The sequence below is a fragment of the Streptomyces justiciae genome, assembly GCF_015163075.1.
In the GTDB taxonomy this organism is placed as follows: Bacteria; Actinomycetota; Actinomycetes; order Streptomycetales; family Streptomycetaceae; genus Streptomyces; species Streptomyces justiciae.
This window is the reverse complement of sequence record NZ_JADDXU010000006.1, coordinates 325,368-344,155: the sequence shown is the minus strand read 5'-3', so window position 1 is coordinate 344,155 and position 18,788 is coordinate 325,368. Positions and strand designations below refer to the sequence as shown.

20 protein-coding genes are annotated in these 18,788 nt (G+C 69.5%); 6 read left to right on the top strand and 14 right to left on the bottom strand.

The features are described from left to right. Positions 1 to 4: 4 nt before the first annotated feature. The 10 genes from IQ210_RS19435 to IQ210_RS19390 form a co-directional block, all read right to left on the bottom strand. Positions 5 to 952 carry a hypothetical protein gene (locus IQ210_RS19435; protein WP_194080300.1) on the bottom strand — a complete coding sequence of 316 codons (948 nt, stop codon included), beginning with the start codon at positions 950 to 952 and terminating at the stop codon, positions 5 to 7. Then, positions 949 to 1,338 (bottom strand): hypothetical protein, encoded by a 390-nt coding sequence (locus IQ210_RS19430; RefSeq protein ID WP_194080299.1) that lies wholly within the window; start codon positions 1,336 to 1,338, stop codon positions 949 to 951. Before IQ210_RS19430 ends, IQ210_RS19435 begins: the two co-directional genes overlap by 4 nt. Positions 1,339 to 1,521: 183 nt before the next feature. Further along, positions 1,522 to 1,854 (bottom strand): metal-sulfur cluster assembly factor, encoded by a 333-nt coding sequence (locus tag IQ210_RS19425; RefSeq protein ID WP_079308860.1) that lies wholly within the window; start codon positions 1,852 to 1,854, stop codon positions 1,522 to 1,524. Next, positions 1,851 to 2,318 carry a Fe-S cluster assembly sulfur transfer protein SufU gene (sufU, locus tag IQ210_RS19420; protein ID WP_190018342.1) on the bottom strand — a complete coding sequence of 156 codons (468 nt, stop codon included), beginning with the start codon at positions 2,316 to 2,318 and terminating at the stop codon, positions 1,851 to 1,853. The genes IQ210_RS19425 and sufU overlap by 4 nt, the downstream gene beginning before the upstream one ends. Positions 2,319 to 2,327: 9 nt before the next feature. Further along, positions 2,328 to 3,584: a cysteine desulfurase gene (locus IQ210_RS19415; RefSeq protein ID WP_194080298.1), complete on the bottom strand. Its 1,257-nt coding sequence runs from the start codon at positions 3,582 to 3,584 to the stop codon at positions 2,328 to 2,330. Next, positions 3,581 to 4,345, bottom strand: coding sequence for a Fe-S cluster assembly ATPase SufC (sufC, locus tag IQ210_RS19410; RefSeq protein WP_079308857.1), 765 nt, complete (start codon positions 4,343 to 4,345; stop codon positions 3,581 to 3,583). Before sufC ends, IQ210_RS19415 begins: the two co-directional genes overlap by 4 nt. 7 nt (positions 4,346 to 4,352) lie before the next feature. Continuing rightward, complete coding sequence (locus IQ210_RS19405) at positions 4,353 to 4,670, bottom strand: non-heme iron oxygenase ferredoxin subunit (protein ID WP_123988415.1); 318 nt, start codon at positions 4,668 to 4,670, stop codon at positions 4,353 to 4,355. Continuing rightward, entirely contained in the window at positions 4,670 to 5,887 is a 1,218-nt protein-coding gene (gene sufD / locus IQ210_RS19400; protein ID WP_194080297.1) for a Fe-S cluster assembly protein SufD, read from the bottom strand. The genes IQ210_RS19405 and sufD overlap by 1 nt, the downstream gene beginning before the upstream one ends. Positions 5,888 to 5,949: 62 nt before the next feature. Then, positions 5,950 to 7,374 carry a Fe-S cluster assembly protein SufB gene (sufB, locus tag IQ210_RS19395; protein ID WP_079308854.1) on the bottom strand — a complete coding sequence of 475 codons (1,425 nt, stop codon included), beginning with the start codon at positions 7,372 to 7,374 and terminating at the stop codon, positions 5,950 to 5,952. Continuing rightward, the gene (locus tag IQ210_RS19390; RefSeq protein ID WP_194080296.1) at positions 7,371 to 8,114 is read right to left on the bottom strand and encodes a helix-turn-helix transcriptional regulator; all 744 of its coding nucleotides are present in this window, start codon (positions 8,112 to 8,114) and stop codon (positions 7,371 to 7,373) included. The genes sufB and IQ210_RS19390 overlap by 4 nt, the downstream gene beginning before the upstream one ends. A 161-nt stretch (positions 8,115 to 8,275) precedes the next feature. Here IQ210_RS19390 and IQ210_RS19385 point away from each other — a divergent pair, with 161 nt between their 5' ends. From IQ210_RS19385 to IQ210_RS19370, 4 genes are read left to right on the top strand one after another with little or no spacing between them, the layout of a single operon-like run. Beyond that, positions 8,276 to 9,073, top strand: coding sequence for an aminoglycoside N(3)-acetyltransferase (locus IQ210_RS19385; RefSeq protein WP_194080295.1), 798 nt, complete (start codon positions 8,276 to 8,278; stop codon positions 9,071 to 9,073). Positions 9,074 to 9,118: 45 nt separating this feature from the next. Beyond that, positions 9,119 to 10,042, top strand: a complete 924-nt coding sequence (locus tag IQ210_RS19380) for an ABC transporter ATP-binding protein (RefSeq protein ID WP_194080294.1) — start codon at positions 9,119 to 9,121, stop codon at positions 10,040 to 10,042. After that, positions 10,039 to 10,809, top strand: coding sequence for an ABC transporter permease (locus IQ210_RS19375; RefSeq protein WP_194080293.1), 771 nt, complete (start codon positions 10,039 to 10,041; stop codon positions 10,807 to 10,809). The genes IQ210_RS19380 and IQ210_RS19375 overlap by 4 nt, the downstream gene beginning before the upstream one ends. A gap of 47 nt (positions 10,810 to 10,856) precedes the next feature. Beyond that, positions 10,857 to 11,876: a COX15/CtaA family protein gene (locus tag IQ210_RS19370; protein ID WP_228047985.1), complete on the top strand. Its 1,020-nt coding sequence runs from the start codon at positions 10,857 to 10,859 to the stop codon at positions 11,874 to 11,876. Here IQ210_RS19370 and IQ210_RS19365 read toward each other — a convergent pair. From IQ210_RS19365 to IQ210_RS19350, 4 genes are all read right to left on the bottom strand, one after another. Then, complete coding sequence (locus tag IQ210_RS19365) at positions 11,831 to 12,571, bottom strand: nucleotidyltransferase domain-containing protein (protein WP_194080291.1); 741 nt, start codon at positions 12,569 to 12,571, stop codon at positions 11,831 to 11,833. The genes IQ210_RS19370 and IQ210_RS19365 overlap by 46 nt on opposite strands. 46 nt (positions 12,572 to 12,617) lie before the next feature. Beyond that, positions 12,618 to 13,724: an amidohydrolase family protein gene (locus IQ210_RS19360; RefSeq protein ID WP_194080290.1), complete on the bottom strand. Its 1,107-nt coding sequence runs from the start codon at positions 13,722 to 13,724 to the stop codon at positions 12,618 to 12,620. Between the two features lie 100 nt (positions 13,725 to 13,824). Next, positions 13,825 to 14,157 (bottom strand): hypothetical protein, encoded by a 333-nt coding sequence (locus IQ210_RS19355; protein WP_097262511.1) that lies wholly within the window; start codon positions 14,155 to 14,157, stop codon positions 13,825 to 13,827. A 58-nt stretch (positions 14,158 to 14,215) separates the two neighbouring features. Further along, positions 14,216 to 15,169 carry a heme o synthase gene (locus IQ210_RS19350; RefSeq protein WP_194080289.1) on the bottom strand — a complete coding sequence of 318 codons (954 nt, stop codon included), beginning with the start codon at positions 15,167 to 15,169 and terminating at the stop codon, positions 14,216 to 14,218. A 379-nt stretch (positions 15,170 to 15,548) separates the two neighbouring features. On the opposite strand from IQ210_RS19350, the gene tkt reads away from it, so the two are divergent. Together tkt and tal are read left to right on the top strand one after the other, a co-directional pair. Further along, entirely contained in the window at positions 15,549 to 17,636 is a 2,088-nt protein-coding gene (tkt, locus tag IQ210_RS19345; protein WP_194080288.1) for a transketolase, read from the top strand. A 33-nt stretch (positions 17,637 to 17,669) separates the two neighbouring features. Continuing rightward, positions 17,670 to 18,788, top strand: a complete 1,119-nt coding sequence (tal, locus tag IQ210_RS19340) for a transaldolase (protein WP_194080287.1) — start codon at positions 17,670 to 17,672, stop codon at positions 18,786 to 18,788.

The following is an 18,788-nucleotide window of genomic DNA, read 5'->3' as shown; positions in this document are numbered from 1 at the left end:
CAGGTCACCACTCGCTGTTCTCCCCACCGTCCACCGCGACGATGAGGGGAACGGAGTCCGGGCGGGCGGGACCGACGGAGAACACCGCCGTGGCGCCTTCGATGGTCGAGAAGCAGTAGGTGCGCCCGACAACGGCATCGACTCGCAGGCCCGGGACCTCAGGTGCGTCGAGCAGCGGCAACTCGCAGTCCCAGAGGGCCTGTTCGACGGCCGCGTCATCATCCAGACGTGCGGACGTCTCCGCCGCGACGCCGCTTGCGATCACGATGGTCGTGGCCGTGCCGCTGCCGTCGGCTTGGAGGTCGGGATCCGTCGTGGTCATCCGTGCACCGTTCTCGTCGAAGGCCACGCCGGACACGGACGTTGAGTCGGGGGACAACGGCAGTGCCACCGCTTCCAGCCAGTACGGGGCGGGCGGGTCCATGCCCTCGTCCGTGGCGTCGTCCGTGGGCGGGGCCGACTCGTCATAGGTGTCCTGCGTGGCCGGGGCTCCGACGTCGTACGTGCCGTCTGGTCCCGTAGGCGTCACACTCACCACCGGCCCGCCGAGCGCCGGTCCCGTCGTGTCCTGGAGACCGGCCACGGCAAGCCCGGCCATCACCACCCCGCCCACCAACACCAATGTCGCCCACCGCACGCGGGCCACTCCCACCGCGCCGCCCCGCACCGGGACGATCCCCTGCACCCGCACCACGGAGGTCCGATCCCGCCGCGTCTTGGGCCGGCGCCGCACGCCCGGCACCGCTCCGGTCCCGGCCGCGACGCCCCCTCCCCCGCCCCGGCCGCCCCGCGCCACTCCGCTCGGCCGCAACCCCAGCACGGAGGCCAATATTCGCCGCCCCAGGGACAGTTGGCGCCACATCTGCACGCCCGGCAGCCTGGGAGCCACCCCTCGTACCCGACTCACCCCGAACACGGCCGCCGCCACCCGGCGCCCCGTCCCGCCGCTCACGGCTCCACCCGAACCTCGGTGCCCTGCGGCACGGGCGGGCCCGTCACCGCCTCGCCCACCGTCTGTACCCGGCCCAGCTGCGTCAGCAGTGCCGGTGCCGAGACACCGACCACGAGCGCGGCATACACCCCGCTGATCTGCCCGGACAGACCGAACAGCACGGCGCAGGCCGCACCCATCCCCATGTGGACCAGAGCGGCGACCGCATCCGGGATCGGATCGAAGTAGTCTCCGAACCGCGGCGGCGGGTCATCGCCTTCACCGTCCGCCGCGCGGCGATACTCCCGCCGCGCCTCCTGCCAGGCCATCGTCTGGTTGTAGACGTCCACCAGAGCGCGCAGCGAGCCACCCGCGGCCCCCAGAACCAACAGCAACCCTGCGTCCATGGACGTCCCCCGACGACCGGCCGTTCCCCCACGCGGCCCGTGAGGGCCTGGCTCTCCTCACGAGGGTATTGCGCCCCGCCCCCGACCGAACCCGCCGTGAACGCATTTGTGGCCTCCCGGCGTCATGCCGGAAGGCCACAAACAGAACCGCACAGGCGGCCGAGGCACGCCCGCGGTCGAGACTCAGACGTTGAACCCAAGCGCCCGAAGCTGCTCGCGCCCGTCGTCCGTGATCTTGTCCGGGCCCCACGGCGGCATCCAGACCCAGTTGATGCGGAGTTCGTTGACGAGGCCGTCCGTGGCGGACTTGGCCTGGTCCTCGATGACGTCCGTCAGCGGGCAGGCCGCCGAGGTCAGGGTCATGTCGATCGTCGCGATGTTGGCGTCGTCGATGTGGATGCCGTAGATCAGGCCCAGGTTGACGACGTCGATGCCCAGTTCGGGGTCGACGACGTCGTACAGCGCCTCGCGGATCTCCTCCTCCGAGGCCGGCTTCATCTCAAGCGTCTCGCTCATGCCGTCTTCCTTTCGGCGTCGGCTCCGCCCAGGGCCTGGGCCGTCGCGTCCTTCCACGCCATCCAGCTGAGGAGGGCGCACTTGACCCGGGCCGGGTACTTGGAGACACCGGCGAACGCGACCGCGTCCTCCAGCACCTCCTCCATCGCGTCGTCGGGCTCGATCCTGCCCTTGGACTGCATCAGCTCCAGGAAGGTCTCCTGGATCTTCTGCGCGTCGGACAGGTCCTTGCCGACCAGGAGTTCATTGAGCACGGACGCGCTCGCCTGGCTGATGGAGCAGCCCTGGCCCTCGTACGACACGTCCTCGATCTTCGTGCCGTCGTACTTCACGCGCAGGGTGATCTCGTCGCCGCACGTCGGGTTCACGTGGTGCACCTCGGCGTCGCCGTCCCGGAGACCACGCCCGTGCGGGTTCTTGTAGTGGTCCAGGATGACTTCCTGGTACATCGAATCCAGCTTCACGACAGCCTCTCAGCCGAAGAAGTTCCGTACGTGCTCCAGCCCCTCGACGAGTGCGTCGATCTCGGCAGGCGTGGAGTACAGATAGAACGACGCTCGCGTGGTCGCAGGAATTCCGTACCGGAGGCAGACCGGACGGGCGCAGTGGTGACCCACGCGGACCGCGATGCCCTGCTCGTCCAGCACCTGGCCCACGTCGTGCGGGTGGATGTCACCGAGGGTGAAGGAGATCGCCGCGCCCCGGTCCTCGGCCGTGGTCGGGCCGATGATCCGCAGGTCCGGGACCTCGTTGAGCTTGCGCACCGCGTACTCGGTCAGCGCGTGCTCATGGGCGAGGATCTTGTCCATGCCGATGGAGTTGAGGTAGTCGATCGCCGCGCCGAGCCCGACCGCCTGCGCGATCGGCGGGGTACCCGCCTCGAACTTGTGCGGTGCGGGAGCGTACGTCGACGAGTGCATCGACACCGTCTCGATCATCTCGCCGCCGCCGAGGAACGGAGGCAGGTCCTCCAGGAGCTCCTGGCGGCCCCAGAGCACGCCGATGCCCGTCGGACCGCACATCTTGTGGCCGGTGAAGGCCACGAAGTCGGCCTGGAGCGCCTGCACGTCCAGCGGCATGTGCGGGGCAGCCTGGGAGGCGTCGATGCAGACGAGCGCACCGACCTCCTGAGCGCGGCGGATTATCGTCTCGACCGGGTTGACCGTGCCCAGGATGTTCGACACCAGCACGAAGGAGACGATCTTCGTCTTCTCCGTGATGATCTCTTCGATGTTGGACAGGTCGAGGCGGCCGTCGTCGGTGAGGCCGAACCACTTCAGCTTCGCGCCCGTGCGCTGCGCGAGCAGCTGCCACGGCACGATGTTGGAGTGGTGCTCCATCTCCGTGATGACGATCTCGGTCTCGGAGTCCACGCGGTAGGGCTCGTCCGCCCAGCCCAGCATGTTCGCCACGAGGTTGAGCGACTCGGAGGCGTTCTTGGTGAAGATCACCTCGTCGCGCGAGGGCGCGTTGATGAACGCGGCGACCTTGTCACGCGCGCCCTCGTACAGCGCCGTGGCCTCCTCGGCGAGCACATGCACACCGCGGTGGACGTTGGCGTTGTAGCGCTCGTAGTACTCGCTCAGGGCGTCCAGTACCTGGCGCGGCTTCTGCGACGTCGCCGCGTTGTCCAGGTACACGAGCTTCTGCCCGTCGTGGACCTGGCGGTCCAGGATGGGGAAGTCCTTGCGGATCGCCTCGACGTCGAGGAGGCCCGGCAGCTGTGTCACGCGGATACGCCACCCTTCGTGTATGCCTCGTAGCCCTCGTTCTCCAGCTTGTCGGCGAGCTCGGCGCCGCCGGACTCGACGATCCGGCCGCCGGAGAAGACGTGGACGAAGTCGGGCTTGATGTAGCGCAGGATGCGCGTGTAGTGCGTGATCAGCAGGGTGCCGACCTCGCCGGTCTCGCGGACGCGGTTGACGCCCTCGGAGACGATGCGGAGGGCGTCGACGTCCAGACCGGAGTCCGTCTCGTCGAGGATCGCGACCTTCGGCTTGAGCAGCTCCAGCTGGAGGATCTCGTGGCGCTTCTTCTCACCGCCGGAGAAGCCCTCGTTGACGTTGCGCTCGGCGAAGGACGGGTCCATGTTGAGGCGCTCCATGGCCTCCTTGACCTCCTTCACCCAGGTGCGCAGCTTGGGGGCCTCGCCGCGGATGGCGGTGGCGGAGGTGCGCAGGAAGTTGGAGACGGAGACACCCGGGACCTCGACCGGGTACTGCATCGCCAGGAACAGGCCCGCGCGGGCGCGCTCGTCGACGGACATCTCCAGGACGTCCTCGCCGTCCAGCGTCACGGTGCCGCCGGTGATCGTGTACTTCGGGTGACCCGCGAGGGAGTAGGCGAGGGTCGACTTGCCGGAGCCGTTGGGGCCCATGATGGCGTGCGTCTCGCCCTGCTTCACGGTCAGGTCGACGCCCTTGAGGATCTCCTTCGTGGCGTTGTCGGCCTCGACGGTGACGTGCAGGTCTCGGATTTCAAGCGTTGCCATGGGTGCCTCAGGACTCCTGGGTGAGGGAGACGAGCACGTCGTCCCCTTCGATCTTTACGGGGTATACGGGGACGGGGCGCGTCGCGGGAAGGCCGGACGGCTTGCCGGTGCGGAGGTCGAAACTGGAGCCGTGCAGCCAGCACTCGATCTGGCAGTCCTCCACCTCGCCCTCGGAGAGGGAGACGTTCGCGTGGGAGCAGATGTCGTGGATCGCGAACACCTCGCCCTCGGTCTGCACGACCGAGACCGGCGTGCCGTCGAGTTCCACCCGCTTCGGGGTGTCCTCCTCCAGCTCGCTCAGCCCACAGGCGCGTACGTAGGCCATCAGACCGTGGCCTCCAGCTCGGCCTCGATCTTCTCGAGCAGGCGCGCCTCGATGTCCTCGACGCCGATCTGCTGGACCAGCTCGGCGAAGAAGCCGCGGACCACCAGGCGACGGGCCTCGTCGGCGGGGATGCCGCGGGCCATCAGGTAGAAGAGCTGCTCGTCGTCGAAGCGGCCGGTCGCGGAGGCGTGCCCGGCGCCGACGATCTCGCCGGTCTCGATCTCCAGGTTCGGCACCGAGTCGACCCGGGCGCCGTCCGTGAGGACGAGGTTCCGGTTCATCTCGTACGTGTCCGTGCCCTCGGCCTTGGCCTCGATGAGGACGTCACCGATCCACACGGCGTGCGCGTCGTCGCCCTGGAGCGCGCCCTTGTAGACGACGTTGGACTTGCAGTGCGGGGTGTTGTGGTCGACCAGGAGGCGGTGCTCCTGGTGCTGACCGGCGTCGGTGAAGTACAGACCGAACAGCTCGGCCTCGCCACCGGTGCCGGCGTAGGACACGCGCGGGTGGAGGCGTACGAGGTCGCCGCCGAAGGTGACGACCACGGACTTGAAGGAGGCGTCCCGGCCGATGAGCGCGTTGTGCTGCGCCACGTGCACGGCCTTGTCGTCCCAGTCCTGGACGGAGACGACGGTCAGCTTGGCGCCGTCGCCGAGCACGTAGTCGACGTTGGCCGCGAGGACGGCGTCGCCGGTGTGGTCGATGACGACGACGGCCTCGGCGAAGGCGCCCAGCTCGATGACCTGGTGGCCGAAGCGGACCCCGCCCTCGCCGTGCACGGCGATACGGATCGGCTCGGTGAGGACCGTCTCCTTGGGGACGGTGACCACGCCGGCCTTCTCGAACGCCGAGTACGCCTGGGCGGCGATGCGGTCCACCGGGGTGCCCGCCTTGCCGAGGCGCGCGTCGTCGCGACCGACGGTCTCGACGGTGACGCCCTCGGGGGCCTGCACCTCGACCTTCACGCCCTCGCCGGTCGCGACGGCGGTGCCGTCGTGCAGCCCGCGCAGGCGCTCCAGCGGGGTGAACCGCCACTCCTCCTCGCGGCCGTGCGGGACCGGGAAGTCCGCCACGTCGAAGGACGGGGGCGCGCTCATGCGCGTGGCGACGGTCGACTCGGCGGCCACCGCGATCGAGCCGGCGGTGGTGGACCCCAGCGGTGGGGGTCCCCCCGCCCGACCGGAGTTGAGGGTGGGGGAGTTCTGAGCCTCAGCCATGGCTGTCGGTTTGCTCTCTTCCTGACGCTTATAAGACTTACGACGGGGACGCGGGTCGGTGATTAACCGACCGCACCCTCCATCTGGAGCTCGATCAGCCGGTTGAGCTCAAGGGCGTACTCCATGGGCAGCTCCTTCGCGATGGGCTCGACGAAGCCGCGCACGATCATGGCCATCGCCTCGAACTCGGAGAGACCGCGGCTCATCAGGTAGAAGAGCTGGTCCTCGGAGACCTTGGAGACGGTCGCCTCGTGGCCCATGGACACGTCGTCCTCGCGGACGTCCACGTAGGGGTACGTGTCGGAGCGGGAGATGGTGTCGACGAGCAGCGCGTCGCACAGCACGTTGGACTTGGAGCCGTGGGCGCCCTCGCCGATCTCGACGAGACCGCGGTAGGACGTACGACCGCCACCGCGCGCCACCGACTTGGAGACGATGTTGGAGGAGGTGTTCGGCGCCATGTGGACCATCTTGGAGCCGGCGTCCTGGTGCTGGCCCTCGCCCGCGAAGGCGATGGAGAGGGTCTCGCCCTTGGCGTGCTCGCCCATCAGGTAGACGGCCGGGTACTTCATCGTCACCTTGGAGCCGATGTTGCCGTCGATCCACTCCATGGTCGCGCCCTCGTACGCCACGGCGCGCTTGGTGACCAGGTTGTAGACGTTGTTCGACCAGTTCTGGATGGTCGTGTAGCGGCAGCGGGCGTTCTTCTTGACGATGATCTCGACGACCGCGGAGTGCAGCGAGTCCGACTTGTAGATCGGGGCCGTACAACCCTCGACGTAGTGCACGTAGGCACCCTCGTCGACGATGATCAGGGTCCGCTCGAACTGGCCCATGTTCTCCGTGTTGATGCGGAAGTAGGCCTGGAGCGGGATCTCCACGTGGACGCCCGGCGGGACGTAGATGAAGGAGCCGCCCGACCACACCGCGGTGTTCAGCGACGCGAACTTGTTGTCGCCGACCGGGATGACGGTGCCGAAGTACTCCTTGAAGAGCTCCGGATGCTCCTTCAGGGCGGTGTCGGTGTCGAGGAAGATGACGCCCTGCTCCTCCAGGTCCTCACGGATCTGGTGGTAGACGACCTCGGACTCGTACTGGGCCGCGACACCGGCGACGAGGCGCTGCTTCTCCGCCTCGGGGATGCCGAGCTTGTCGTACGTGTTCTTGATGTCCTCGGGCAGGTCCTCCCAGGACTCCGCCTGCTTCTCCGTGGACCGCACGAAGTACTTGATGTTGTCGAAGTCGATGCCCGACAGGTCCGAGCCCCAGCTCGGCATGGGCTTCTTGTCGAACAGGCGCAGGCCCTTGAGGCGGAGCTTGGTCATCCACTCCGGCTCGGACTTCTTCGCGGAGATGTCGCGGACGACGTCCTCGCTCAGGCCACGCTTGGCAGAGGCACCGGCCTCGTCGGAGTCCGCCCAGCCGTATTCGTACTTACCCAGGCCCTCGAGCTCGGGGTGGGCAGTCTCCTCGATGGGGAGAGTCATGCGGGGTTCCTCCCGGCCGTGCTTGCAGATGCGTTGTGTGTGGTGTGGGAAATCTTGGGGATGAACGTCGTGCAGACGCCGTCACCGTGCGCGATGGTCGCCAGTCGCTGGACGTGCGTTCCGAGCAGCTGGGAGAAGATCTCGGTCTCCGCCTCGCAGAGCTGCGGGAACTTTTCCGCGACGTGGGCGACGGGGCAGTGGTGCTGGCACAGCTGCTCGCCGACCGGTGCGCTGCGCGCCGTAGCAGCGTACCCGTCCAGGCTCAGGGCCTTGGCCAGGGCTTCGGTGCGCTCCTCGGGGGCGGCGGCCTCGATGGCCCGTCGGTACGCGGTCGCCTGCTCGGCGATCCTGGCGCGCGCGAAGGCGACGACGGCCTCGTCCCCGCCGAAGCGCTCCCTGATGAAGTTGAGGGCGTCCGCGGCGAGCTTGTCGTAGGACTGGTCGAAGGCGTCCCGGCCGCAGTCGGTGAGCGCGAAGACCTTGGCGGGACGCCCGCGCGTGCGCGCGCCGTAGACCTTCTGCTCGCGCGCCTCCACGACGTCGTCGGCGACGAGTGCGTCGAGATGCCTGCGTACGGCGGCCTGGGTCAGGCCCAGCCGGCCGGCCAGCTCGGCGACGGTCGACGGCCCGTGGTCCAGGATGGACCGCGCGACTCGGTTGCGGGTGGACCGCTCACCGGTCGCGAGCTCCTCCTGAGGGGTCCCCGTGGGGGTCTCCCGAGCCTCGCCGACGTTTTTCACAACGCCATTGTTGCGTAATTCCTCAGAGCCGGGCAAGCCGCGTCCGAACGGATCAACGGTGGAGTGCATCACTTAGGTAAGGCTGACCTGACCTGCGAAAACGATCTTTGATCGATCAATTCGGTGGCATCGCCCGGTCCCTTCCGGGACACTCCACAACCATGCCCACACCCCCTCCGACCGGCCCTCTTGTCACCCGCGGCACCGTCGCCGCACAGCTGCGCGAACTGGGTGTCCAGGACGGCGAGACCCTGCTCGTGCACTCCTCCCTGAAGTCCCTCGGCTGGGTCTGCGGCGGCCCTGTCGCCGTCGTCCAGGGACTCCTCGACGCCCTCGGCCCGAACGGCACCCTGGTGGTCCCCACCCAGACCGGCGAACTCTCGGACCCGGCCGTGTGGGAGAACCCGCCGGTGCCCGAGGAGTGGTGGGACACGATCCGCACGTCCATGCCCGCCTACGACCCGCTGATCACCCCCAGCCGCGGGGTCGGGGTGATCCCCGAGACCGTCCGCACCTGGCCCGGCGCCCTGCGCAGCGCACACCCGCAGACCTCCTTCGCGGCGCTCGGCCCCGGCGCCGCCCAGGTGATCGACGGCCACGCCACCGACTGCCGCCTTGGCGAGCGCAGCCCCCTGGCCCGCCTCGAAGAGCTCCACGCGCGCGTGCTGCTCCTCGGCTCGGGCTACGACACCTGCACCAGCTTCCACCTCGCCGAGTACCGCATACCGTCCCCGCTCGTGAAGGTCGGCCGCCCCGGCCCCGTCGGCTGGGAGACGGTCACCGAGATCTCGATCACCTCCGACCGCTTCGACGAGCTCGGCCACGACTTCGAGCGCGACCGTCCCGTCGTACGAGGCAAGGTGGGCGCCGCCGACGCCCGGCTGTTCCCGGTGGCCGACGCGGTGGCGTACGCGGAGCGGTGGCTGGCGGTGCACCGCCCCCGTGAGGAGGAGATCTGAACCCGGCGACCGGAGCCGCCGCCGTCGTACCTAGACTCTTGAGCCATGCGAAGTGAGCCCGTGGTCCAGGTCCAGGCCCTGGTGAAGCGGTACGGCACGAAGACCGCGGTGGACGGCCTCGACCTGGTGGCCAGGGCGGGTGTCACCGCCGTACTCGGTCCCAACGGGGCGGGCAAGACGACCACGGTCGAGACCTGCGAGGGGTACCGCAGGCCGGACTCCGGCACGGTGCGCGTCCTGGGCCTCGACCCGGTCCGGCAGTCCCGTGAGCTGCACACCCGGATCGGCGTGATGCTCCAGTCCGGCGGCGTGTACTCCGGCGCCCGCGCGGACGAGATGCTCCGCCATGTCGCCAAGCTGCACGCCCACCCCCTCGACGTGGACGCCCTCATCGAGCGCCTGGGGCTCGGCAGCTGCGGCCGGACGACGTACCGCCGTCTGTCGGGTGGCCAGCAGCAGCGGCTGGCGCTGGCCATGGCCGTCGTGGGCCGCCCGGAACTCGTCTTCCTCGACGAGCCAACCGCCGGCCTCGACCCGCAGGCCCGCCACGCCACCTGGGACCTGATCCGCGACCTCCGCGCCGACGGCGTCTCCGTCATCCTCACCACGCACCACATGGACGAGGCCGAGCAACTCGCCGACGACGTCGCGATCATCGACGCGGGCCGGGTCATCGCCCAGGGCTCGCCCGAGGAGCTGTGCAAGGGCGGCGCCGAGAACACGCTCCGCTTCACCGGCCGTCCGGGGCTTGATGTGGGGTCACTGTTGAAGGCCCTCCCCGCGGACTGCACCGCTGCGGAGCTCACACCCGGCTCCTACCGCGTCGGCGGCAAGGTGGACCCGCAGCTGCTCGCCACCGTCACCTCCTGGTGCGCCCAGCACGGCGTGATGCCGGAGAAGATCTCGGTCGAGCGGCACACGCTGGAAGACGTCTTTCTTGAGCTGACCGGCAAGGAGCTGCGCTCGTGACCGCGACCGGTACATACACCCCGAAGCCGGGTGCGGCCCCCTCGGGGCGCATGATCGCGGCGCAGGCGGCGCTGGAGACGAAGATGCTCCTGCGCAACGGCGAGCAGCTCCTGCTGACGGTCGTGATCCCGACCCTCCTCCTCGTCCTCTTCAGCTCGGTCGACATCGTCGACACGGGCGCGGGCGAGGCGGTCGACTTCCTCACGCCGGGCATCCTCGCGCTCGCGGTGATGTCCACGGCCTTCACGGGCCAGGCGATCGCGACGGGCTTCGAGCGGCGCTACGGCGTCCTGAAGCGGCTGGCCGCCTCGCCGCTCCCCCGCTGGGGCCTGATGACGGCGAAGACGGCGTCGGTGCTGGTGACGGAGATCCTCCAGATCGTGCTGCTGACGGTGATCGCCTTCGCGCTGGGCTGGGACCCGCAAGGGAACCCGCTGGCCGTCCTGCTCCTGCTGATCCTCGGCACGGCCGCCTTCTCGGGCCTCGGCCTGCTGATGGCGGGCACGCTCAAGGCGGAGGCGACGCTCGCCGCCGCCAACCTCGTCTTCCTGCTGCTCCTCGTCGGCGGCGGCGTCATCGTCCCGTTGGACAAGTTCCCCTCCGGCGCGCAGGACGTGCTCGGGCTGCTGCCCATCTCGGCCCTGTCGGACGGCCTGCGGGACGTGTTGCAGCACGGGGCCGGGATGCCGTGGGGTGACCTGGGGATTCTCGCGGTGTGGGCGGTCGTGGGCCTGGCCGCGGCGGGGAAGTTCTTCCGCTGGGAGTAGGAGGGACCATGGACCCTCGTGAAAGCGTGCACAAGCGGCCCCCTACGATGGACCCCGTGCCAAAGCTGACCCGCGCCGACGCCACGGACGCCGTGCGCAACCCCCTCGCCTTCATCGCCGCACGCTGGACCCCGGAATCCCGGACGGTGCAGCGGGCGGCTCTCGCCGCGCTCGTCATGTCGGTGATCATCGTGGTCACCGGCGGTGCGGTGCGGCTCACCGGCTCGGGCCTCGGCTGCCCGACCTGGCCCAAGTGCACCGAGGACTCGATCAACAACACGGCCGCGATGGGCATCCACGGCTACATCGAGTTCGGCAACCGCATGCTGACGTACGTCCTGTGCGCCGCCGTCGGCTGGGCCATCATCGCCGCGCGCTCCGAGAAGCCGTACCGGCGCAGCCTCACCCGGCTCGGCTGGGCCCAGTTCTGGGTCGTGATGGGCAACGCCGTCCTCGGCGGCATCGTCGTCCTCGTCGGCCTGAACCCGTACACGGTCGCCGCGCACTTCCTGCTCTCCACCGCCCTGATCGCGGTCGCCACGGTGATGTGGCAGCGCACCCGGGAGGGTGACGACGCGCCGCGGCCGCTGGTCGGCAAGTCGGTGCAGCAGCTGGTGTGGTTCCTGGTCGCCGCGGCCGTCCTGCTGATCGCGGTGGGCACGGTGGTGACCGGCTCGGGTCCGCACGCGGGTGACTCCAGCGAGGTCGAGCGGATGCCGCTGGACTGGGAGACGGTCAGCAAGCTGCACGCCGTGCTGGCGTGGATCGTGGTGACGCTGACGTTCGCCCTGTGGTTCGTCCTCAAGGCCGTCGACGCCCCCAAGGGCCCACTGGACCGCACCCGCGACCTCTTCCTGGTCCTGCTCGCGCAGGGTGTCATCGGCTACGTCCAGTACTTCACCGATCTGCCCGAGATCCTGGTCGGCGTGCACATGTTCGGCTCGTGCCTGGTGTGGATCGCGGTCCTGCGGGTGCTGCTCGCGCTGCGCGAGCGGCCCGAGGTCGAGATCCGGCTGCCGGATCAGCCGTACGCCGCCACGAGCTCGTCGATCGCCGGACCCAGGTAGCCCCGGGTCAGCTCGCCCCTGCGCGCCGCCCACTCCTCGGTGGTCGGCGCCGGCGTCCTGTCGTACCGCCGCGCGCGGATGTCCTCGACGACCTCGACGGGTGCGCCGAGTTCCGGCAGCAGCTCCAGCGCCTCCCGCTTGGACAGGAGCCGCCCGTCGCGCAGGGTGGCGGTCGCGCGGGCGAAGGTCGTGAGGCCCACGTCGACCCAGGGGGCGTGCCGCCACCGCTCCGCCTTCGCGAGCTTGGGCCGCCAGAAGTCCCGCTGATCGCGTACGACGAACTCGTCCAGCTCGAGATCCAGCACCGGCGGCAGCAGCCCCGTGGGCGGCTTCCCGTGCAGCACCCGGCCGAAGGTGTGCAGTTCACGCCGGGTGACCGGGGTGACCGGGCGCTTGAACAACTGCTGGTGCGCCCAGGTCAGATGGGACCGTCTGGCGTCCTCGACGGCGTCCGGCGTCAGATAGGTGCAGTGCAGCAGCCCGGCGAGCGGCTCGTTCCGCAGCCTCGCGTGCAGCGTCGCGAGCCGCCAAGTGGTGCGCTGCGTGAGTGGTCGATCCATTACGGCGATCAGGTCGAGGTCGCTGCGGCCCTCCTGGTAGTCCCCGCCGGCGAGCGACCCGTGCGCCCACACGGCGAGCGGGTCCAGCGGGGCGAGGCCGGACAGGAAGCGGTCGAGTAACGCGTCGGTCTGCATGCCCCCATCCTGTACAGCGGGCAGGGGCCCGTACACCCCGGACGCGTCACTCCAGTCCGTACACCCTGCGCGCGTTCCCCGCCGCGATCAGCCCCGCCACCCGCTGCGCGTCCGCCAGCGACCACGCCCCCTCGGCGACCCACGTGCCGAGCACCCGGCCCAGCGCCTCGCGGAACAGCCGCGCGCCCACCACATGGAGTTCCGGCAGCCCCTGGGCGCCGCTGGAGAAGAGGATCTTGCCGAAGGGGGCGAGTTCGAGGATCTCGGCGAGGACGGTCGCCGCCCGGGCCCCCGTCCGCACGAGCGCCGCGCCCGAGTCGGCGTAGACGTGCGGGAAGACGCCCGCGAGATGGGCGGCGTGGCGGTGGTACGGGTAGCCGTGCAGCAGGACCAGGTCGGTGCCGAGGCCGGCCGTGGCGCGGACGAAGTCGGTGAGCAGCACCGGGTCCGTGCGATCGATCCGCTGGCCCGGCTCGCCGAGCCCGGCGTGCAGTTGGAGGGGCAGTCCCGAGGCGACGGCGATCCACAGCAGATGCCGTAGCAGCACCGGATCGGACAGCTCGCCGCCCACCCGGCGGCCCGCCAGCCACCGCCCGGCGGCGCCCCGCACCTCACCCGGGCCAGGCGGTTCGGGGGCGAGGGCGAGTCCGTGCCGTACGCCCGCCACCGAGGTGAAGGCGACCGCGCTCGTGGCCGCCCCGTGCACGGATTCCGCGAGGTTGGCGAGGAAGGACTCGACGGTGCCGGAAGTGTCGGCGACCTGTTCGGCGAGGAGTTCGAGCCGCACGATCTCGCGGGCCTCGGCGTCCGACGCCACCGCCATCTCGTCGGGGCCGGTCAGATCGCCGGGCAGGCCCGCGTCCACGAGATACGTCGTGATGCCACTGCCGCGCAGCAGCCTGCGGCCCGCTTCCAGTACGCCGAGTTCACGGCGCCGGGCGAGATAGCGGGCGGGCGGACAGTGCGGTTCCAGACCGAGCAGGGGTGGACACCAGCGCCGTACGGCGAAGCCCGTCTGGGTGTCGAACAGGGTCGTACCGGGGGCGGGCGGCCCCTCGGTACGGGCCAACTGGGCCTCGAAGGTGCCGAGGCCCAGCTCGGTTCTCAGTACGCCGTGGCAGTACTGGTCCACGAGGGACGGCGTTTCGATCATCCGGGCTCCCGTGGTCGGACCATGTCCTGCTACGGGGCCTAACGGGTGAACGGGGTGTCAGGTGATGCTCTCGCACACCCGGTGTGAAAACCGGCGCGCGTCAGTCGTTGCTCGGGCCGCCCACCTGGATGCCCGCCATGCGGCTCCACTCGTAGCGGCCGGTCTTCACCTTGGCCGCGAACTCGCCGTCGAAGTCCTCGTGGACGGTGAGGCCGGACTTCTCGACGGCCTTCTGGGCGATCTCGTAGGTGGGGGCGACCAGGTTGCCCCAGTTGCCGTCCTCGCCGACGAGGGCGATCCGGGCGCCGCGCTGACCGATGTAGGCCACCTGGCCCTCGGCGCCGCCGTGTGCCTTGGAGAAGGCGGTGATCTGCTTGGCGAGCTTGGCCGCCTTGCGGTCCGCCTTCGCGTCAACCTGCTGCGTGTCTGCCATGGCCAGGATGCTACTCACCGGTAGATCCACTGGCGAGGCCAGGGCACTGTGACATACGTCAGCGCAGGAACGGGTCCACCGCGATCGCCACGAACAGCAGCGACACATAGGTGATCGACCAGTGGAACAGACGCATCTCCTTCAGCTTCGCGCCCGTCACCTCCGCCTTCGCGCGGTTCTGCAGCGCGTGCGCCTCCCACAGCCACCAGCCGCCCGCGACCAGGGCGACCAGCGTGTAGAACCAGCCGGTGTAGCCGAGGGGCGTCAGGAGCAGGGAGACGGCGACCATCACCCAGCTGTAGAGGACGATCTGCTTGGCGACCGTCTTGTTGGAGGCGATGACCGGCAGCATCGGCACGCCCACGCGCGCGTAGTCCTCCTTCACCTTCATGGACAGCGGCCAGTAGTGCGGCGGCGTCCAGAAGAAGATGACCAGGAAGAGGATGACCGGCGCCCAGGTGAGGGAGTTCGTCACGGCCGACCAGCCGATCAGGACCGGCATGCAGCCGGCGATGCCGCCCCACACGATGTTCTGCGAGGTACGGCGCTTGAGGATCATCGTGTAGACGACGACGTAGAAGAGCAGCGCGCCGAGGGACAGCCAGGCCGACAGCCAGTTGACGGTCAGCCCGAACAGCAGCGTCGAGACGACCGCGAGGGTGATGCCGAAGGCCAGGCACTCGCGCGGCGACACCATGCCGGTGACCAGCGGTCGCTGCGAGGTGCGGTCCATCAGGGCGTCGATGTCCCGGTCGATGTACATGTTCAGCGCGTTCGCGCCGCCCGCCGACAGGTAGCCGCCGATGCAGGTGAGAAGCACCAGCGTCAGATCGGGCACACCCTGCTCGGCGAGGAACATCACCGGAACGGTGGTGATGAGCAGGAGCTCGATGATCCGCGGCTTGGTCAGCGCCACGAATGCCTTGACACGGGCCCCGAACGGCCGGTGACTCGAGCGCTTGCTCTCCCCCAGCACCCCGGCTGGACGGGATTCGACGGCCGTCACGCACACCCCTACAGAGACATCCCAGCAAGCCTCAGCCGTGTGAAGTCCCGGTAAAGGCCCGCGCGTACCACGCCACTGTAGACGTTGCCCATACCCCGACATTCGCGGGGGTGGGGTCGTGTTGGGAGGCACCCCCGGACGAGTGGCTCAGGGGGTGCCGGAAGAGCCGATCGACACTCGGTTGAGCACTCGAACGAGCGCGTCCGTATTCAGTTGCCGAATGGCGGTTCGGCCCAGTCAAGAGGCGGATCGTCTCGACTCCCGGCAGTCTGGAATGACGCGAAAAAACGCACGTACATACGGGGGTAGGCTCGACAACGGCCGGGGCGCCCCGTGCACCGGCATTTCGACATGCCTGACATGTGGAGAGGAGCCCTGACCCAGGGTGAGCACCAAGCCGACCACCACAGACCTCGAGTGGACCGAGCTGGACCAGCGGGCCGTCGACACCGCCCGCGTCCTGGCCGCCGACGCCGTACAGAAGGTCGGCAACGGCCATCCGGGTACGGCGATGAGCCTGGCCCCCGCCGCCTACACCCTCTTCCAGAAGGTGATGCGGCACGACCCGGCGGACCCGGAGTGGGTCGGGCGCGACCGGTTCGTGCTGTCCGCGGGCCACTCGTCCCTGACCCTCTACACCCAGCTCTACCTGGCCGGCTTCGGCCTGGAGCTGGACGACCTGAAGTCGTTCCGGACGTGGGGCTCCAAGACCCCCGGTCACCCGGAGTACGGCCACACCAAGGGCGTGGAGACCACGACCGGTCCGCTGGGCCAGGGTGTCGCCAACGCGGTGGGCATGGCCATGGCCGCCCGCTACGAGCGCGGTCTGTTCGACCCGGAGGCCGCCGAGGGCGAGTCCCCGTTCGACCACTTCGTGTACGTCATCGCCGGTGACGGCTGCCTCCAGGAGGGCATCTCCGCCGAGGCGTCCTCGCTGGCCGGCCACCAGAAGCTCGGCAACCTGGTCCTGCTGTGGGACGACAACCACATCTCGATCGAGGGCGACACCGAGACGGCCGTCTCCGAGGACACCGTCAAGCGGTACGAGGCGTACGGCTGGCACGTCCAGCGGATCGCCCCGAAGCCGGACGGCGACCTCGACCCGCACGCCATCTACAACGCCATCGAAGCCGCGAAGAAGGTGACGGACAAGCCGTCCTTCATCGCGATGCGCTCGATCATCGCCTGGCCCGCCCCGAACGCGCAGAACACCGAGGCCGCCCACGGCTCGGCGCTCGGTGACGACGAGGTGGCCGCGACCAAGCGCGTCCTCGGCTTCGACCCGGAGCAGTCCTTCGAGGTCGCCGACGAGGTCATCGCCCACACCCGGCAGGCCCTCGACCGCGGCCGTGAGGCCAAGGCCGAGTGGGAGAAGCAGCTCCAGGAGTGGCGCGACAACAACGCCGAGCGCGCCGCCGAGTTCGACCGCATCTCCGCGGGCGAGCTGCCCAAGGGCTGGGAGGAGAAGCTCCCGGTCTTCGAGCCCGGCAAGGGCGTCGCCACCCGCGCGGCCTCCGGCAAGGTCCTCCAGGCGCTCGGCGCGGTGATCCCCGAGCTGTGGGGCGGCTCCGCCGACCTCGCGGGCTCGAACAACACCACGATCGACAAGGCCTCCTCGTTCCTCCCTGCGGACAACCCGCTGCCCGAGGCGAACCCGTACGGCCGCACGATCCACTTCGGTATCCGCGAGCACTCCATGGCCGCGGAGATGAACGGCATCGCGCTGCACGGCAACACCCGCATCTACGGCGGCACGTTCCTCGTGTTCTCCGACTACATGCGCAACGCCGTCCGCCTGTCGGCGCTGATGCACCTGCCGGTGACGTACGTGTGGACGCACGACTCCATCGGTCTGGGCGAGGACGGCCCGACGCACCAGCCGATCGAGCACCTCGCCTCGCTGCGCGCGATCCCGGGTCTGAACGTGGTCCGCCCGGCCGACGCCAACGAGACGGCCATCGCCTGGCGCGAGATCCTCAAGCGCTGGACGAAGGTCTTCGGCAAGGGCGCCCCGCACGGTCTGGCGCTGACCCGCCAGGGCGTGCCGACGTACGAGCCCAACGAGGACGCCGCCAAGGGTGGTTACGTGCTCTTCGAGGCGTCGAACGGCGCCCCGGAGGTCGTCCTGATCGCCACCGGTTCCGAGGTGCACGTCGCCGTCGAGGCACGCGAGCAGCTGGAGGCCGACGGCGTCCCGACGCGCGTCGTGTCCATGCCGTCCGTGGAGTGGTTCGAGGAGCAGGACCAGGGGTACCGGGACAGCGTCCTGCCGCCCGCCGTCAAGGCACGTGTCGCGGTCGAGGCCGGGATCGGTCTGACCTGGCACAAGTACGTCGGCGACGCCGGTCGCATCGTTTCCCTGGAGCACTTCGGTGCTTCCGCCGACGGCAAGGTCCTTTTCCAGGAGTACGGCTTCACTGCCGACAACGTGGCCGCGAAGGCCCGGGAATCCCTGGCCGACGCCCAGCGCTGACGCTGACATACGACACGTAGGAGATGTAATTCCATGACAGACGCACTCAAGCGCCTCTCCGAAGAAGGCGTCGCGATCTGGCTGGACGACCTGTCGCGCAAGCGGATCACGTCCGGCAACCTCGCCGAACTGATCGACCAGCAGCACGTCGTGGGCGTCACCACCAACCCGTCGATCTTCCAGAAGGCGATCTCGTCCGGCGACGGTTACGAGCAGCAGCTCTCCGACCTCGCCGCCCGCAAGGTCACGGTCGAAGAGGCCCTGCGCATGATCACGACGGCGGACGTCCGCGACGCCGCCGACATCCTGCGCCCGGTCTTCGACGCCACCGGCGGCCAGGACGGCCGCGTGTCGATCGAGGTCGACCCGCGCCTGGCCCACAACACCAAGGCGACGGTCGCCGAGGCCAAGCAGCTGGCCTGGCTGGTCGACCGCCCCAACACCCTCATCAAGATCCCGGCCACCAAGGCGGGCCTGCCGGCCATCACCGAGGTGATCGGCAACGGCATCAGCGTCAACGTCACGCTGATCTTCTCGCTGGAGCGCTACCGCGAGGTCATGGACGCGTACCTCGCCGGTCTGGAGAAGGCCAAGGCCAAGGGCCTCGACCTGTCCCTGATCCACTCGGTGGCGTCCTTCTTCGTGTCCCGCGTGGACACCGAGATCGACAAGCGGCTCGACGCGCTCGGCACCGACGAGGCCAAGGCCGCCCGCGGCAAGGCCGGCGTCGCCAACGCCCGGCTCGCCTACGAGGCGTACGAGGAGGTCTTCTCCTCCGACCGCTGGGCCGCGCTCGACAAGGCGCAGGCCAACAAGCAGCGCCCGCTGTGGGCCTCGACCGGCGTGAAGGACCCCGCCTACAAGGCGACCCTGTACGTCGACGAGCTGGTCGCCCCCAACACGGTGAACACCATGCCGGAGGCCACCCTCCAGGCCACCGAGGAGAGCGGCGAGATCCGCGGCAACGCCGTCGCCGGCACCTACGAGCAGTCCCGCGCCGAGCTCGACGCCGTCGAGAAGCTCGGGATCGCGTACGACGACGTCGTACAGCTCCTGGAGGACGAGGGCGTCGAGAAGTTCGAGGCGTCCTGGAACGACCTGCTCAAGTCGACCGAGGCGGAGCTGGAGCGCCTCGCACCCTCGGAGGGCTAA